Annotated in this window: 13 protein-coding genes; 8 read left to right on the forward strand and 5 right to left on the reverse strand. The window is 70.8% G+C overall.

What is annotated here, in order from left to right; translation table 11 throughout:
- Nucleotides 1-46: 46 nt before the first annotated feature.
- Complete coding sequence (locus ABD235_RS03295) at nt 47-1,759, reverse strand: right-handed parallel beta-helix repeat-containing protein (protein ID WP_344169102.1); 1,713 nt, start codon at nt 1,757-1,759, stop codon at nt 47-49.
- Between the two features lie 128 nt (nt 1,760-1,887).
- Between ABD235_RS03295 and ABD235_RS03300 the strand changes: the two genes are divergently transcribed.
- The 5 genes from ABD235_RS03300 (at nt 1,888) to ABD235_RS03320 (ending at nt 6,180) form a co-directional block, all read left to right on the forward strand.
- Nucleotides 1,888-3,057 carry a glycosyltransferase gene (locus ABD235_RS03300; RefSeq protein ID WP_344173640.1) on the forward strand — a complete coding sequence of 390 codons (1,170 nt, stop codon included), beginning with the start codon at nt 1,888-1,890 and terminating at the stop codon, nt 3,055-3,057.
- A 240-nt stretch (nt 3,058-3,297) separates the two neighbouring features.
- A complete protein-coding gene (locus ABD235_RS03305; protein WP_344169105.1) occupies nt 3,298-3,723 on the forward strand; it encodes an adenylyltransferase/cytidyltransferase family protein in 426 nt (141 codons plus the stop codon).
- Nucleotides 3,720-4,451, forward strand: a complete 732-nt coding sequence (locus ABD235_RS03310; protein ID WP_344169108.1) for a CDP-alcohol phosphatidyltransferase family protein — start codon at nt 3,720-3,722, stop codon at nt 4,449-4,451. Before ABD235_RS03305 ends, ABD235_RS03310 begins: the two co-directional genes overlap by 4 nt.
- The gene (locus ABD235_RS03315; protein ID WP_344169111.1) at nt 4,451-4,867 is read left to right on the forward strand and encodes an FAD synthase family protein; all 417 of its coding nucleotides are present in this window, start codon (nt 4,451-4,453) and stop codon (nt 4,865-4,867) included. Before ABD235_RS03310 ends, ABD235_RS03315 begins: the two co-directional genes overlap by 1 nt.
- Before the next feature lie 146 nt (nt 4,868-5,013).
- Nucleotides 5,014-6,180, forward strand: a complete 1,167-nt coding sequence (locus tag ABD235_RS03320) for a glycosyltransferase family 1 protein (protein WP_344169114.1) — start codon at nt 5,014-5,016, stop codon at nt 6,178-6,180.
- Nucleotides 6,181-6,240: 60 nt separating this feature from the next.
- Here the strand turns inward: ABD235_RS03320 and nadA are convergent, their stop codons facing one another.
- Entirely contained in the window at nt 6,241-7,422 is a 1,182-nt protein-coding gene (nadA, locus tag ABD235_RS03325) for a quinolinate synthase NadA (RefSeq protein WP_344169117.1), read from the reverse strand.
- A 103-nt stretch (nt 7,423-7,525) separates the two neighbouring features.
- Here nadA and ABD235_RS03330 point away from each other — a divergent pair, with 103 nt between their 5' ends.
- Nucleotides 7,526-8,881 carry an NAD(P)/FAD-dependent oxidoreductase gene (locus ABD235_RS03330; RefSeq protein WP_344169120.1) on the forward strand — a complete coding sequence of 452 codons (1,356 nt, stop codon included), beginning with the start codon at nt 7,526-7,528 and terminating at the stop codon, nt 8,879-8,881.
- Between the two features lie 11 nt (nt 8,882-8,892).
- Here the strand turns inward: ABD235_RS03330 and ABD235_RS03335 are convergent, their stop codons facing one another.
- Nucleotides 8,893-9,390: an NUDIX domain-containing protein gene (locus ABD235_RS03335; protein ID WP_344169123.1), complete on the reverse strand. Its 498-nt coding sequence runs from the start codon at nt 9,388-9,390 to the stop codon at nt 8,893-8,895.
- A 127-nt stretch (nt 9,391-9,517) separates the two neighbouring features.
- Nucleotides 9,518-10,384 carry an endonuclease V gene (locus ABD235_RS03340; RefSeq protein WP_344169126.1) on the reverse strand — a complete coding sequence of 289 codons (867 nt, stop codon included), beginning with the start codon at nt 10,382-10,384 and terminating at the stop codon, nt 9,518-9,520.
- A 2,228-nt stretch (nt 10,385-12,612) separates the two neighbouring features.
- Here ABD235_RS03340 and ABD235_RS03345 point away from each other — a divergent pair.
- Together ABD235_RS03345 and erpA are read left to right on the forward strand one after the other, a co-directional pair.
- On the forward strand, nt 12,613-13,707 hold the full coding sequence (locus ABD235_RS03345; RefSeq protein ID WP_344169128.1) for a glycerate kinase family protein: 1,095 nt from the start codon (nt 12,613-12,615) through the stop codon (nt 13,705-13,707).
- A 540-nt stretch (nt 13,708-14,247) separates the two neighbouring features.
- A complete protein-coding gene (gene erpA / locus ABD235_RS03350) occupies nt 14,248-14,610 on the forward strand; it encodes an iron-sulfur cluster insertion protein ErpA (RefSeq protein ID WP_184793950.1) in 363 nt (120 codons plus the stop codon).
- Nucleotides 14,611-14,691: 81 nt separating this feature from the next.
- On the opposite strand, the gene ABD235_RS03355 is transcribed toward erpA, so the two are convergent.
- Complete coding sequence (locus ABD235_RS03355) at nt 14,692-16,131, reverse strand: DHA2 family efflux MFS transporter permease subunit (protein ID WP_344169132.1); 1,440 nt, start codon at nt 16,129-16,131, stop codon at nt 14,692-14,694.
- Between the last annotated feature and the right edge of the window lie 67 nt (nt 16,132-16,198).

The following is a 16,198-nucleotide window of genomic DNA, read 5'->3' on the forward strand; positions in this document are numbered from 1 at the left end:
CTCGGTTGCGCGGCGCAACCAACTCACGCCGCGCGACTACGCTGCGTCAACTGGTGACGAAGGTCCCGCTGGTGTCGTGACCGGCCGCGCGCCAGCCCTCGGCGGTCAGCTTGGTGCCGAACCGGGCGAACCGCTGCGCGGCGAGCCGGTCGAGCTGGTAGCGGTTGCCGCTGAACACCAGCTGCCCGGCCGGCACCTCGGCGCCGGAGTTCTGCACCATGCCGGTCGCCTGCGTCCCGCCGGTCATCTGCACCGTGTTGCCGGTGACCTTGACAGCGCGCAGCAGGTACTTGCCCCACGGCCCGTCGCCCCGGGTCCGGGACTGGATCGAGATGCCGTTCACGTTGCCGCTGACCACGTTGTTGCGCACCGTCACGTTCGACGAGGTGTTCACGTTGATCCCGCCGCCGTCCCACAGCGACGTCCCGGAGCCGCGCCCGGTGCCGAAGCCGTTGCCGGTGATCGTGTTGTTCTCGATCGTGCCGTTGCGGCTGATCTCGAACCGGATCCCGTCGGCGGCGTTGGCGACGATCTTGTTGCCGCTGATCACCCGGCCGTCGTCGGCGACGTCGGCCCACATCCCGACGCCCTTGTTGGCCTGGATCAGGTTGCCGCTGACCGTGCCGGACGAGCGGGTCGACTTCATCCCGCCGGACTCCCAGTCGGCGATCCAGAAGCCGTCGGTGTTGTTCTGGCTGATCACGTTCGAGGTGACGTTCGCCTGCAGCGAGTTGTACTGGCCGAGGCCGAGCTGGCCGTTGTGGTGCACCAGGTTCCGCTCGATCCGGGCGCCGTTGGCCTTCACCAGCATCAGCCCGACCGACTTGTTCCAGCGGACCTCGTTCGCCTTCACCGTCCAGCCAGGGCCGGAGACCAGCGCGCCGGCCTGAGCGGCGCTGGCGAAGTGCTCGATGGTCAGCCCGCGGACGGTGACACCGGGCTGGTTCGACTCGATCGCGGTCGACGTCTTCGCCATTTCGACCGCTTGGCCGGCCGGGTCGCTGCCGACGTAGATCGCGTTGGCGGCGTAGTCGGCGTAGAACGTGCCGGCCTTGACCGCGGCGAGCGAGGCGACCCGGGTCAGGTGCGCGCCGCCCAGGTAGACCTGCTCACGCAGGCTGCAGATGTTCGCCGTGTTGTCCTCGCACTGACCGGCCTTCCCGTACGCCGCCGGCAGGGCGCCACGAGTCACCCAGGTCGCGCCGGAGCGGGCCCAGCTGGTCAGCGGCACGGAGCCGGTCAGGACCGCGCGGTCGTCGCTGGCGATCGTCTGGTCGGCCTTGGGCCGGATCGTCGAGGTGATCCGGTGCAGTCCGGCGGTGAAGCAGAACGTCGTACCGGCCGGGTGCGCGTTGACGACGGACTGGGCGTTCTGGCCCGGCTTGATCGCGACCCCGGTGCAAGGACCCGCGTACGCCGGTCCGGCGGTGCTGTTGCCGGGGACGACGACCGTCTTGGTCGGCTCCGGCGGCTCGGGGGAGGTCGGCTTGCTGGTGGGATCCGCAGGCTTCGACGGCGTCGTCGTCGGCGCGACGGTCGGCGGCTTGCTCGTCACCGTGCCCGGCGGCGGCGTCGTCGTACCGGGCCTCGTCGGCTTCCAGGTCGGCCGCGACGACGGAAGGATTCCGGTGCCGGCCGCGGCGTCTCGATCGGTGGTCCGTGACTTTCCGGCGTTGGCCGCGTTCTTCTGGTGGGAGACCACGGGATAGGCGACTGTAACGACGGCGATCGCACTCGCGATGACACCTACGAACAGCACCCGCTTGGGCGACGTCCTTCTCAAAGCATCCTCCGGGTAATCGGCGCGCGGTGAAACTCCCCGAGATGCGGCCTCACGAACCAGTTGTCACCACCGCGAACCTCTAAGGTGGTGCCATGCGGGTCGCCATGTTGCACAACCGTTATCGTTCGGGTCAACCCAGTGGCGAGAACACCGTCGTCGATCAAACGGCTGATTACTTGCGTAGCTCCGGACATACCGTCGAGCTGTACGAGCAGCACAGCGACTCGATCGCGCACTTGCCGTCGAAAGATCGCGCACTGTTACCGTTCCGCTCCATATGGTCATTCTCGGCCGAACGCGATTTGACCTTCCGCTTACAGGAACAGCGTCCGGACATCGTGCATGTCCACAACACCTTTCCGTTGTGGAGCCCCTCGGTGCTCCGGGCCGCCCGCCGGGCCGGCGTCCCGGTCGTCGCGACGCTCCACAACTTCCGGCTGATGTGCGCGAACGCCGTGCTGCAGCGCGACGGCGGTCCGTGCGAGTCCTGCATCGGCAAGATCCCGTGGCGCGGCGTGGTGCACGGCTGCTACCGCGAGTCGGCCGTGCAGAGCCTTCCGCTGGTCGCCGGGATCGCCGCGCACCAGGCCCTGCACACCTGGCAGCGGTACGTCACGACGCTGATCGCGCCCTCGGAGTTCGTGCGCTCGCGGTACGTCGCCGGCGGGTTCCCCGCCGCGAAGATCGTCGTCAAGCCGCATGCCGTCCCGATCTCCGGCCAGGTCCGCGCCGGTGCGGGTGAAGCCGTCGTCTTCGTCGGCCGGCTGACCGAGGACAAGGGGTTCGCCGACCTGCTCGAGGCCTGGGACTCCTCGCTGGGTCAGCTGGTCGTCGTCGGCGACGGGCCGTTACGGGCCGCCGCCGACGCCCGGGCCGCGTCCGACCCGTCCGTGCGGGTGCTCGGGGCGCTCCCGTGGACGCAGAGCATGGAGATCGTCCGGACGGCGCGCGTGGTCGTCGTACCGGCTCGTTCGTACGAGACGTTCGGCCTGGTCGTGGTGGAGGCGTACGCGCACGGCGTACCGGTCGTCGCGTCCCGGATCGGCGCGCTCGCCGAGCTCGTGGACGACGGCGAGACCGGCGCGCTGGCCGAGCCGGGTGACCCGGAATCGCTGCGGAAGGCACTGCGGTTGCTCACTGATCCGGTCACTTCGGTAACCTGCGGCGAGCGAGCCCGTCAGGTGTATCTGGAGCGCTTCACCCCGGAGCGGGACCTGGCGGCCACGGAGAGGATCTACGCCGATGCGATCGCGCGGCACGCGGCCGGCCGTTGACCGGACCGCCTGCCCCCTGGGTACCTGCCGGGGCAGTGATCGGCGCGCGACGGATCGGCTAGGGCACCGACGGTCACGCGGTGTAAAGTGCGCCGAGGCGAGGGGGGTCTCGTCGACAGCTGGTGGGGACCGGGGATCCGGGCTTTCGCCAGTCGTTCGTTGCACAGGAGCTCGGCGTACCGGCCCGTTCGGGAACGTCGGAGGGGAAGAGCCCGCCGGGGCTCAGTGGGGGAGTGCAGGGTGCCGCAGCGCATCGGTTGTCTGACCGGGGTCTTCGACCTGTTCCACATCGGGCACCTCGACGTGCTCGAGCAGGCCAAGCAGGAGTGCGACCGGCTCGTGGTCGGTGTGCTCACCGACGACTGGGCCGCGGAGGCTTGGGGCGCGCGGCCGTTCGTCCCGCTGGTCGAGCGCCGGCAGATCCTGGAGCAGCTGCGCTGCGTGGACGAGGTCGTCGTGGTAGAGGAAGCCGGTTGGCTGATCGAGGCAGCGCCTGGGGTACGGACCGTGTTCGCCGCTGAGGGGACCGACGGTGTGCTGGCCGCGGACGAGCTGGACGGGATTCCCGCCGAGCTGATCCGCGAGCTGCCGAGTCGTCGGGAGTCCCGCAGCCAGATCCTGCGCGCCGCGATCGACCAGCGGCAGTCGCGCAGCTCCGTCGCATGAGCTCGTACGGCGACGCCGTCGCCCGGCTCGCGCGCGCTCAGAAGCCCTCGGCCGGCACCCCGGCGTACTCGCGGTTCGTCAACCGCAAGCTCGGGCGCTACCTGGCCGCCGGAGCGTTCGTGCTCGGCCGGACGCCCAACCAGGTCAGCCTGTCCAGCGGCTTCTGCTCGCTGGTCGGGATCGTGCTGCTTGCCGTGGTCGAGCCGAGTTTGCCGCTGGCGCTGGCGGTCACGGCGCTGCTGGTGCTCGGGTACGCGCTGGACTCGGCCGACGGTCAGCTGGCCCGGCTGCGTGGTGGCGGATCGCCGCTCGGCGAGTGGCTCGACCACATGATCGACTGCGTGAAGATCGCGCTGCTGCACTCGGCGGTGCTGATCTCGCTCTACCGGTTCGATGCCTTTAGCAACGAATTGGTGCTGCTGGTCCCGCTGGCCTACCTGTGCGTGTCCGCGGTGATGTTCTTCGGCCTGATCCTGATCGACCAGCTGCGCCGGCGGCACGGCGCCCCGACCGCGAACGTGCGCGGCGACTCGGTGCTGAAGTCGCTGGTGATCGCGCCGACCGACTACGGGATCCTCTGCCTGGTGTTCCTCACCTTCGGCTGGCCGACGCTGTTCGTCGGCCTGTACGGGCTGATGCTGCTGGCCAACCTGCTGTTCCTGCTCGCGGCGATCGCCAAGTGGTACCAGGAGATGGCGGCGCTGTCGCCTGCGGAGGTCCGGGCCTGATGGGCGTCGTGGGGTACGCCCCGGGGGTCTACGACATGTTCCACATCGGGCACCTGAACATCCTGCGCCGCGCCAGCGAGCACTGCGACTACCTGATCGCCGGCGTGGTCGAGGACGACGTCGTCGCCAAGATCAAGGGCCGGCCGCCCGTCGTACCGCACGACGAGCGGATGGAGGTCGTCCGCGCGATCGGGATCGTCGACGAGGTGGTCAGCGACTGGTCCAGCGACAAGTTCGAGATGTGGAAACAACTCCGGTACGACGTGCTGTTCAAGGGCGACGACTGGAAGGGCACCGAGAAGGGCCTGCGCCTGGAGAAGCTGCTCGGCGAGGTCGGAGCCAGCGTGCATTACTTCCCGTACACCGCGTCGACGTCGAGCACGGACCTGCGCCGGCTGCTGGAGGGCACGCTGTGACCGGGCCGGCGGAGGACGCGGAAATGGGGGCGGAGTCCGGCCCGGGGGCCGATGGGGGAGCTGGGATCGGGCGGGCGAGCGAGGCTTCGCCAGCGACGGGTGCCGGCGGAGTCACGGCCGGCGTGCCGGCGCGACGGCGGATCTTGGTGAGTGCTTACGCGTGCCGGCCCAAGGGTGGGTCCGAGCCCGGGGCCGGCTGGGCGTGGGCCAAGGCGGCGGCACGGGACCACGACGTGTGGTTGCTGACCCGCGGCAAGTTCGCGCACGAGATCGAGGAAGAGCTCGCGATCCGGCCGGTGCCGGGGCTGACCGTCGTACCGCTGGAGCTGCCGAAGTTCCTGCTCAAGCTGCGCCGCCGGAGCGCGGACGTGTACTGGTACTACCCGTTGTGGCAGCGCAAGGCCGGCCAGGTCGCCGAGCGGCTGCACCGCAAGCTCGACTTCGACGTGATCCACCACCTGACGTTCGCGGTCGACTGGATGCCGGCGGGCGTCGTACGGCGTACGTCGGCGAAGGTGATCTGGGGACCGGTCGGCGGCTCGACGGCGGTCCCGCTGTCGATGGCGCACTGGCTCGGATCGAGCGGCCTGGTCGGCGAACTGTTCCGCCGCGCGTGGACCGGCACGGCCCGGCAGTTCATCGGCCGGCAGCTCGCCCAGCGCGCCGACCTGGTCATTGCCCAGAACAACGATGTCGCCGAGGTCTTCGGACCGCACGCGCGCGAGATCGTCGTCCAGCCGAACGTCGCGATCCGCCGGTTCGCCAGCGCCTCCGGCCCGTACGAGCCGTTCGGCGGACCCGGCGTGAAGACGGCGCTGTTCGTCGGCCGCCTGATCCCGTGGAAGGGCCTGCTGCTCGCGATCAGCGCCCTCGCCCGCCCGGAGGCCGCGAACTGGGAGCTCCGCGTCATCGGCGACGGCCCCGACTGGCGCCGCGCCGAGCGTCTCGCCGAGCAGCTCGGCGTCCGCGACCGCGTCGAGTTCACCGGACAGCTCCCACGTGAGGACGTCCTCGCCGCCCTGCTCCGCGCCGACGCCCTCCTGGCCCCCGCCCTCCGCGAGGCCGCCGGCTGGGCCGTCACCGAAGCCCTCGCCAGCGGCTGCCCCGTCGTCTGCGTCGACCGCGGCGGCCCCTCCGTCATCGTCGGCCCCGACGAAGGCGTCGCCGTCAACTGGCGCGGCGACGTCGTAGGCGAACTCGCCAAGGGCCTGGCGTCTTTGAAGGGCCGCATCACTCCAGTCGACCGCTGGGGCCCCGACCGCCTCCCCGCGTTGCTGTCGGAGTGGTACGCCGACGCGCGGGTGACCTCCTGAAGCTGTCTGTCGAAAGAAGAAGGCCCCGCACCAGCACGGTGCGGGGCCTTCTTCTACTGCTCAGTCCCGGGCGGTTTTACCCGGCAGCGCGAGCATGCGGTCGAGGGCGATCTTGGCGTAGTGCTCGGTGTCGGCGTCGACCTTGATCGGGTTGACGACGTGGCCGGCGACCAGGTTCTCCAGGGTCCACACGAAGTGGGGGAGATCGATGCGGTTCATCGTGGCGCAGTAGCAGACGGTCTTGTCGAGGAACACGATGTTCTTGTCGGCGTGCTGCTTGGCGAGGCGCGAGACCAGGTTCAGTTCGGTGCCCACCGCCCACGACGTACCGGGCTCGGCCTCGTCGAGGACCTTGATGATGTACTCCGTAGAGCCGACCAGGTCGGCCTTGGTGACGACCTCGTGGCGGCACTCGGGGTGCACCAGCACCTTCACCCCGGGAACGCGCGCGCGGACGTCGTCGACGGACTCCGGCGTGAAGCGCCCGTGCACCGAGCAGTGTCCGCGCCACAGGATCATCTTCGCGTCGGCGAGCTGCTGCTTGGTCAGGCCGCCGCCCGGCTTGTGCGGGTCGTACACGACGCACTCGTCGAGGCTGATGCCCATCTTCAGCACCGCGGTGTTCCGCCCGAGGTGCTGGTCGGGCAGGAACAGCACCTTCTCGCCCTGCTGGAAGGCCCAGTCGAGCGCGACGTCGGCGTTGCTCGACGTACAGACCGCTCCGCCGTTGCGGCCGCAGAACGCCTTGATGTCGGCGCTGGAGTTCATGTACGTGACCGGCACGGTGACGTCCGCGACGCCCGCGTCGGCGAGCGCGTCCCAGGCCGCCTCGACCTGCTGGATCCGCGCCATGTCGGCCATCGAGCAGCCGGCCGCGAGGTCGGGCAGGATCACCGTCTGGTTCTCGTGGGTGAGGATGTCGGCGGACTCGGCCATGAAGTGCACACCGCAGAACACGATGTACGGCGCGTCCGGCCGGTTCGCCGCGTCGCGAGCGAGCTTGAACGAGTCACCGGTGACGTCCGCGAACTGGATCACCTCGTCGCGCTGGTAGTGGTGCCCGAGCACGAACACCTGGTCACCGAGCGCGGCCTTGGCCTTCTGCGCCCGCTCGACCAGGTCCGGGTCGGAGGCCGGCGGCAGCGCGCCCGGGCACTCGACGCCGCGCTCGGAGTGCGGGTCGGTGTCACGGCCAAGGAACAGCAGCGGAAGGGATTTCGGGCCGTCTGCGATCGTCGTCACGTCAACATCGTCGCACGCCGACGTCCCCGGCTCGCGTGGTACACGTCACTGCCCATCATGCGAAATTACCGGCGCAGTTCGTTGGATGTGCAAGCATCAGTGGATGACAGACGTGATCGTCGTCGGAGCCGGTCTCGCCGGGCTGAACTGCGCCCTCACCCTGCAGAGCCGGGGCCTCGCCGTCCGTGTCGTCGAGTCCACCGACAGCGTCGGCGGCCGAGTCCGCACCGACCGCATCGACGGCTACCTCTGCGACCGGGGCTTCCAGCTCCTCAACCCGGCCTATCCCGCCGTACGCCGGTACGTCGACCTGCCGGCCCTGGATCTGCAGCCCTTCGCCGCAGGCGTCGCAGTCGCGGGAGCAGCCGGTACGACGATCCTCGGCGATCCCCGCCGTAGCCCGACGTTGCTGCCCAAGACCCTCCTGAGCGGATACCTCCACCCCAGGGAACTGGCCCGCCTCGGCGCCTGGGCAGCGCCCGCGCTCGGCCCGGTCCACCGCCTTCTGGACGAGGCCGCCACCGCCCCCGGCTCGACCCCGCAGGAATCCGGCGAGCGAAGCTCCGCCGCTTCGGGCCCGGCCGCCTCCGGCCCCCGCCCTGGGGACGGGGCGACGGACTCTGCTTCTCACCGCAAAGCGCCGACCGGAGGAGACCTGTCTCTCCGCGAGTCGCTCGATCGGGCCGGCGTCGAGGGCAAGCTCCGGCGGGAGGTGCTCGAGCCGTTCCTCTCCGGCGTCCTCGCCGAAGCGGACGGCTCGACCTCGGCCGCGTTCGTCCAGTTGCTGCTGCGCAGCTTCCTGCTCGGTACGCCGAGCCTGCCCGCGGGCGGCATGGCGGCGATGCCCGAGCAGTTGGCCGCGCGCTTGCGCGAGCCCGTCCACCTGGGTCGCCCCGCGACCGCCGTACGCGGTGGTGACGAAGCGATCGTCGAAACCGTCGACGGCGAACTCCGCGCTCGTGCCGTCGTCGTCGCCACCGACCCGTCGTCGTCCGCCGAACTGTTGCACGTCGAAGCGCCGCGAATGAAGGGCCTCAGCACCTACTGGTTCACGACCGACGAACCACCGCGCACCGACAAGCTGCTGGTGATCGACGGCCGCCGCGACGGCCCGGTCGTCAACACCGCGGTGATGTCGAACGTCGCACCGTCGTACGCGCCACCCGGTCGGCACCTGATCCAGGCGACCGCCCTCTGGCCGACCGACGCCGTCGAAGCCGACGTACGGATCCAGCTGACCCGGATGTACGGGCGCTCCGCCGGCGCGTGGCAGGTCGTCGTACGGCACGACATCCCCGAAGCCCTCCCGCATCAGCCCGCGCCGCTCGCCGCGCGTCGCCCGGTCGCGCTCGGCGACGGCCGCTTCGTCGCCGGCGACCACCGCGACACCGCCTCGATCCAAGGCGCCCTCGTCTCCGGCCGCCGCGCGGCGAACGCGGTCACGCAGTACTTGGCCTAGGGCGGGTCCGCCTACTGCGCGGCACTCGGCACGGCATCGCCCGACCTGGAGGGGTTGAAGTAGATCCCCGCCGCGCCGTACGCCGTGGGCAGCAGCGGCCGATGGTTCGCGATGACCGTCAGCTCGGCCGCCTCCGCCGCCGTGAACCACCCGACCTCGGTCACCTCGTCGGACAGCCCCGCCGTCCCGTCGACCACCTCGGCGCGGAACAGGACCCCGAGGATCTGCACCCGATTGCCGTCCGGGTAGACCACGACGAGATCCGGATCCGAGTACACCCCGAGCAGCCCGGTCGTCCGCACCCGCAGCCCCGTCTCCTCGAACACCTCCCGCTCAGCCGCCTCAGCCGGCCGCTCGCCCGCCTCGATCCCACCACCCGGCATGCACCACTCCCCGTTGTCGCTCCGCCGAGTCAGCAACAACCGATCCCCGTCAAGCACCGCCGCCGAAGCCCCCGGCCGAAGCGGGGCTCGCGCATCAACCTCTACGCCGTACTCCTGCGTCGTCATCCGCTCTCCTTTGTTCGTGATGCGTGCTGTCCGTATCCGCCTGGTTCGTGATCCGCGCTGCTCAGTGCGCCGTCGCCGAGTTCGCCGCCGAGCGCCCTCCGGGGCCGACGCTGGCCCGGAACCACGGTCAGCCAAGCCCCTTCACCCCGTCCCGGCAGGCGCGGTCGGCCGCGCGGGTCGTCTCCGGCAGCCGATACCGCGGCGCCAGCTCCAGCACCCGCTCGACCGCCGTCCCGAGCGACACCCGGTGACCGACTGAGACGAACACCGGCTTGGTTTTGTTCTGCGTCCGCAGCACTTTCCCGACCACCTCCCCGTCCAGCACCAGCTCACCAGCCGCACCCCGCGCAGCCCCAGGCTCCTCCCAAGCACCGACAAAAACCGTCTTCCCGACCCCGATGCTCGACAGCCCGGTCACCACCCCCAGATGACAAGCCAGCCCAAACCGCCGAGGATGCGCCAGCCCCTGCCCGTCACACACCAACAGCTCCGGCGTCACCCGCAGCCGCTCCAACGCAGCCAGCAACCCCGGCACCTCCCGAAACGCAAACAACCCAGGCACGTACGGAAACGAAGTCCGCCCCCGCACAACCGCCCGATCCACCTCCCGCAGCTGCACCGCCACCGCCGGCTGCGCCCGGTCGACCTCCTGCGGGCGCACCGGCGTCGAGGCCGTAGCTGGCCGCGATCCATCGGCCGCCTGGTTGACCTCCTGGGCCGGCGCCGACGCCGAGGCCGTCACCCGCCGCACCCCGCCGGCCGGCCGGATCACCTCCAGCACGACGACCGCCGCCGCGTACTCGTCGCCGTCGTAGGCGACATCCAGCCCCGCGACATATCGCGGCGGCCGCGGAGAGTGGTCAGTGGTGTCAACGAGCCGCCGGAGCTCCTCCTGGAGAGCAATCGCCTCCGCAACAGTGGGCTGCACCGCCCGCACGCTACCGCTTCCATAACGCCACCCCAGGCGGCCGTCGCACCGCCGGATCCGCGGCACCTCCGTCTCTTCCCCCAAGCCACGCCGACGCCCACCACTGATCAACCCACTCCCGCCCCGCCTCAAAGGCACCGGCTGAGCGCGGCCAAACGCTCGACGGCGTGCTTGATCAGTCGTGGGCGTCGACCAGCCCCCGCGACCGCGCACGCCGACCCGTGCACCGCCGCGCCGATTCCGCGCTGCCCGCGGCGGCCCCCGTGCTGATTGCACCGACTGCGCCGGTTGTGCCGGTCCTCGCGCTGACCCCGCCGCCCGTCTCGGTCCCGCATTGACCTCGCTGCCTGGGCGACGTGCAGCGCCGACCCAAGCAGGCTTCCCGCTGACCCGCTGACCCGCTGACCCGCTGACCCGCTGACCCGCTTCTCGGTTCCCGCGCTGACCTCACCGCCCCAGCGACGTGCAGCGCCAGCCCGTGCAGGCTTCCCGGCAGCGCGCTGACTCGCATCTCGGTTCCCGCGCTGACCTCACCGCCCCAGCGACGTGCAGCGCCAGCCCGTGCAGGCTTCCCGGCAGCGCGCTGACTCGCATCTCGGTTCCCGCGCTGACCTCACCGCCCCAGCGACGTGCAGCGCCAGCCCGTGCAGGCTTCCCGGCAGCGCGCTGACTCGCATCTGGCCGCGCTGACCTCGTCGCCCGGGCGACGTGTGAGGCCAGCCCGAGCAGGCGGTCCGGCAGCGCGCTGACGCTCGTCACGTGCGTGTCCAACCCGCCCGGCAATGCCCGCACCGACGCCAGCGCACCGACTCGCTCCAGCGCCGCGGCGACCTCGGCGACCGTGGCGTCAACGCGAGCCAGCCGCACGTCGACCTCTGTTCCCGCGCTGACCATGCCAGATCCCACAGGCCGGGCCGACTGCGCCGCCTGCGTTGGGCCGCGCGCCTATCTCGAGCCCACCCGGTGAGTGCAAGGGCGGACGTCCACCACTCACCAACCTGCCGTCGCGCCGCCCCGGAGGTGTGCGCTGAGCGCGACCGAGTGACAGCTCAGGTGGTTGGTGAGTGGTGGACGTCCGGTCGGTCTCGTTGGCCACGGCTTATGGCGGCGATGTGCTCGCCCAGGAGTTCCCGGGCGACTCCAGGTCAACGCGCTGATCTCGCGGCCCGTCCGTCCAGCGTTGACCTCGCCGCCCGGGCGAGGTGCAGTGTCAGCTCGAGCAGGCTACCCGGCGGCGCGTTGACGCCCGCCTCGGTTCTCGCGCTGATCGTCGAGCAGCCCGCGGTTGCTGGGCGCGTCAGGCACCACGCCGAAGCCCTGCACGCCGAGCCCGTAGTTGTGGGAGTTTCGCGGCGGGCGGGTTGACTGCGCCGCACACGTTGGTCGGCGTGCCGATCTTGAACCGGTTTCCCTCGTGGGAGGGCGGACATCCACCACTCACCAACCCGCCGTCGCGCTGCCTTGGAGGTGTGCGCTGAGCGCGACCGAGTGACAGCAGGCGAGCGCGATCCGCGGGTTAGGCGGGCCGGGGCTCGCGTGGTTGCTGAGTGGTGGGCGTCCGGTCGGTCTCGTTGGCCACGGCTTGTGGCGGCGACCTGCTCGCCCAGAGTCCCCGGCGACTCGTGGCCTACGCCGGGCTGAGCCACGTCGTACAGCGGGCGGCTTGTCGGCAGACCGGAGAGCTTGCGCCGGCTGAGGATCGACGCCCACCACCCACTATCCCGCGGTTGCACCACCGCAGACGGGCTGGCTGAGCGTGACCACGCGGTTGGTGGCGGGGTTGGTGGGTGGTGGCGGTTGGCCAGGCGGACGTCGACATAGACGGCTGGGCGGCCGACGTCCACCACCGATCGGGTGACGGCTGGGGCGGTCGACGTCCACCACTGATCAACAGACCGTTGGGCCGCTTCGGAGGTGGGCGCTGAGCGTGACCGAGCGGTCGGTGGCGTGGTTGATCAGTGGTGGACGTCGAGGAAACCTCACATCCGGGATTTGAACGGGTGGTGCGGCTGGCTGGGGAAGCGACGTTCGCAGGTGCACTCGCCCGGGGCTGATCAGCAGCGTGCTCGGCGTCTGCTCGGGTGGGCTGGTCAGCGGCGTGCTCGGCGTCTGCTCGGGCGGGCCTGTTCAACTGCGTGCTCGGCGTGTTGCTCGGGTGGGCTGATCACTGGGGCGTGCTGATCGACCCGATCGCCAACCCGGCGCCGATAGGCGCGGCCTATCGCGACCGCAGGCCCGTCCGGCAGGTGGCTGCCGTGGCGCGAATACAGCGCGGGGTTTGCGAGGATGGGCTCATGCGCGTGCTGATTGCTCCGGACAAGTTCGCTGGGACGTTGACGGCGGTCGAGGCTGCGGCCGCGATCGAGGAGGGGTGGCGGCGTCGGGATCCTGAGGCCGAGGTGCTGGTGGCGCCGATGGCTGATGGGGGACCGGGGTTCATCGACGTGCTGTCGGCTGTTGTCGACGGCAAGCTGCTGGCGGTGACCGTGCGTGGACCGCTCGGTGGCGAGGTGCCCGCGACCGTCCTGGTTGCCGGCGAGACGGCGTACGTCGAGACCGCGCAGGCCTGCGGCCTACATCTGGTGGAGCCCGCGGATCGGCGGCCGGAGGACGGTACGACGTACGGCGTCGGTCAGCTGATCGCGGCCGCGGTGGACGCGGGGGCGAAGCGGATCGTGCTGGGGCTCGGTGGTTCGGGGACGAACGACGCGGGCGCTGGTCTGCTCGCGGCGCTGGGCGCGACTGGTGTCGGGGGCAGTCTCGACGCGGGCGCGACCGGGCTGGCTGACCTGACCGCGGTCGACCTCGAGCCGGCGCGGAGCAAGATGGCGGGTGTCGAGTTCGTCGCCGCGAGTGACGTGGAGAACCCGATGCTCGGGCTCCGCGGCGCCACCAACATCTTCGGCAAGCAGAAGGGCGTCACCGACGAGCGGAAGCCGGTCGTCGACGGCTGGCTGACCCACTTCGCGGAGCTCGCCGACCGGAAGACGGCTGACCAGAAGGGGGCCGGTGCGGCGGGCGGACTCGGGTACGCGCTGCTGCTGCTCGGCGCCGAGCGCGTGTCCGGGATCGACCTCGTCGCCGACCTGACCGGGCTGAAGGAGAAGGCCGGCCGGGTCGATCTGGTGCTGTCCGGCGAGGGGGCGTTCGACTTCCAGTCCCGCGACGGCAAGGTGATCGCCGGGGTGGCCAAGGTCGCGAACGACGCGATGCGGCCGTGCGTCGTACTGGCCGGCAAGGTGCTGATCGGCTCCCGCGAGATGCGCACGATGGGTGTCGAGTCGGCGTACTCGCTGGTCGACGCCGTGGGCGAGGAGCAGGCGTTCGCCGACCCCCACGGCTCGCTGGCCACGGTCGCCGAACGCGTGGCGCGCACCTGGGCCCGCTGAGCCGTCGCCCAGCGCGCCTTCCGCCGTCCGGCCCGTTCTCGCCCGGAAGCCCGGAAGCCCGGAAGCCGGGAAGGGCGGAGGCCCCGGAGCCCGGAAGCGCCGGAGCGGGGAGCCCGGGGAGCGGGGAGCGCGGGAGCCCGGAAGCGCGTAGGCGCGGGAGCGCGGGAGCCCGGAAGCGCGTAGGCGCGGAAGCCCGGGAGCCCGGGGAGCGGGGAGCGGGGAGCGCGGGAGCCCGGAAGCGCGTAGGCGCGGGAGCCCGGGAGCCCGGAAGCGCGTAGGCGCGGAAGCCCGGGAGCCCGGGGAGCGGAGAGCCCGGAAGCGCGGGAGCCCGGAAGCGCGTAGGCGCGGGAGCCCGGAAGCGCAGAAGCCCAGGAGCCCGGTGCCCGGTGGGTGAGGCAAGTTGTTGATCCTCGAAATTGGTGTGCGACCATGGGAATGAGCGCGAGTCAGTGGGTGTTGGCTCGTGTTGACAGCGGATTTTCCGCGTGCGGCTGCCTGCCCATCAGCAGCCGGGCGCTCAAGAGATGACTGGAGTCAGGAATGACTGAAGCGCAGACCGAGCAGGCCACCGCCGCCGCGACGGGGATCCTGTTGACGGACGGGGCCGCCTCGAAGGTGAAGGCGCTGCTGGACCAGGAAGGTCGCGACGACCTCGCGCTGCGCGTCGCCGTGCAGCCGGGCGGGTGCTCCGGCCTGCGGTACCAGCTGTTCTTCGACGAGCGTCAGCTCGACGGTGACGTGGTCGCGGACTTCGACGGTGTGAGTGTCGTCACGGACCGGATGAGCGCGCCGTACCTCAAGGGTGCGTCGATCGACTTCGTGGACACGATCGAGAAGCAGGGCTTCACGATCGACAACCCGAACGCGACCGGCTCCTGCGCCTGCGGCGACTCGTTCAACTGAGCCTTACCCGAAGCCCCCGGTGCCGACAGGCGCCGGGGGCTTCGTCATGCCCGGCCGGTACGACGCCGTACCAAAGGCAGCTCAGGCGACCTCGGGGCGGGCACGCCGGGGGAGTAGCCACGTGATGGCGAGGGCGACCACGAACAAGCCGGTCGAGACCAAGGTGCTGGTCTTGGCCGCGCCGAGGAAGCCGTCGGTCGGCAGCAGCTGGAAGAAGATCGTGCCGATCACCGCGACCCCGATCGCGCCGCCGAACTGCTGCATCGCCGTCAGTACGCCGGACGCCGAGCCGGCCGCGCTGTCGTCGATCGAGGCCAGGATGATGTCGAACAGCGGCGCGAACACCATGCCCGAACCGATCCCGACCGCCAGCAGCGGAGCCACCAGGTCCCAGATCGTCGTCGCGTCGCCGTTGCGGACCAGCGTGAACCAGACCCACACCATTGCCAGCGTCATCACGCCCATGCCCAGCTGCAACGCGACCCGGCCGAGCTTCGGCGCGAGCACACCCGCGGACAGCGGCGCGCCGATCGCGATCCCGAGCGAGAACGGCACCATCGCGAGGCCGGCCTTCAACGGGCTGTAGTGCAGGCCGAGCTGGGTGAACAGGTTGAGCACGAGCGTGAACCCGGACATCGCCAGGAAGAACGTGCTGATCACGCCGAGCCCCGCGACGTACCCGCGACTGCGGAACAGCGACGGGTCGATCACCGGGTTGCCCGACCGGCGCTCGCGCCACCCGAACAGCGCGAACACGGGGATCGAGGCCACCATCATCGTGATCGTCCAGACCGGCCAGCCGAGCTCGCGGCCCTGCACCAGCGGGTAGATCAGCAGCCCGGCGCCGAGGCTGACCAGGATCACGCCGGCCGGGTCGAGCCCGCGGGCGCCCGGCGTCTTCACCTCGGGCATCCAGCGCAGCGCGCCGACGATCGCCGCGAGGCCGATCGGCACGTTGATCCAGAAGATCATCCGCCAGCCGGCGTCGAACCAGTTCGCGTCGATCAGTACGCCGGCCAGCACCGGCCCGGCGACCGCTGACAGGCCCATCACCGGCCCGAACAGCCCGAACGCCTTGCCGATCTCGTCCGGCGGGAACACCGACTTCAGGATCGCGAACCCCTGCGGAATCATCACCGCGCCGAGCAGGCCCTGCGCGACCCGGCTGCCGATCAGCAGGCCGGGCGAGCTCGCCAGCCCGCACACCGCCGACGCGACGGTGAACCCGACCGCGCCGATCACGAACAGCTTGCGGCGCCCGACCAGGTCGCCGAGCCGCCCGAAGCTGACCAGGCCGATCGCGAACGCGAGCGTGTACCCGGCGAGCATCCACTGCACCGCGGCGTTCGACCCGCCGAGCTCGCGCTGGATCGAGGGCGCGGCGATGTTCACGATCGTCGCGTCGACCAGATCCATGATCTCGGCGACCAGCACGGTCGCCAGCACGATCCAGCGCCATCGGTACGGCGTACCGGCGGCTGCTGCCGCGACGTCGCCGGGTGAGGTGGTTGAGGTAGTCATCGTTGCTCCTGGTTCGAACGGTGTTCGTTGTCGAACACCGTTCTACGTACGAACGTCGTTCGTGTCA

This window comes from Kribbella lupini, from assembly GCF_039529595.1.
Lineage (GTDB): Bacteria > Actinomycetota > Actinomycetes > Propionibacteriales > Kribbellaceae > Kribbella > Kribbella lupini.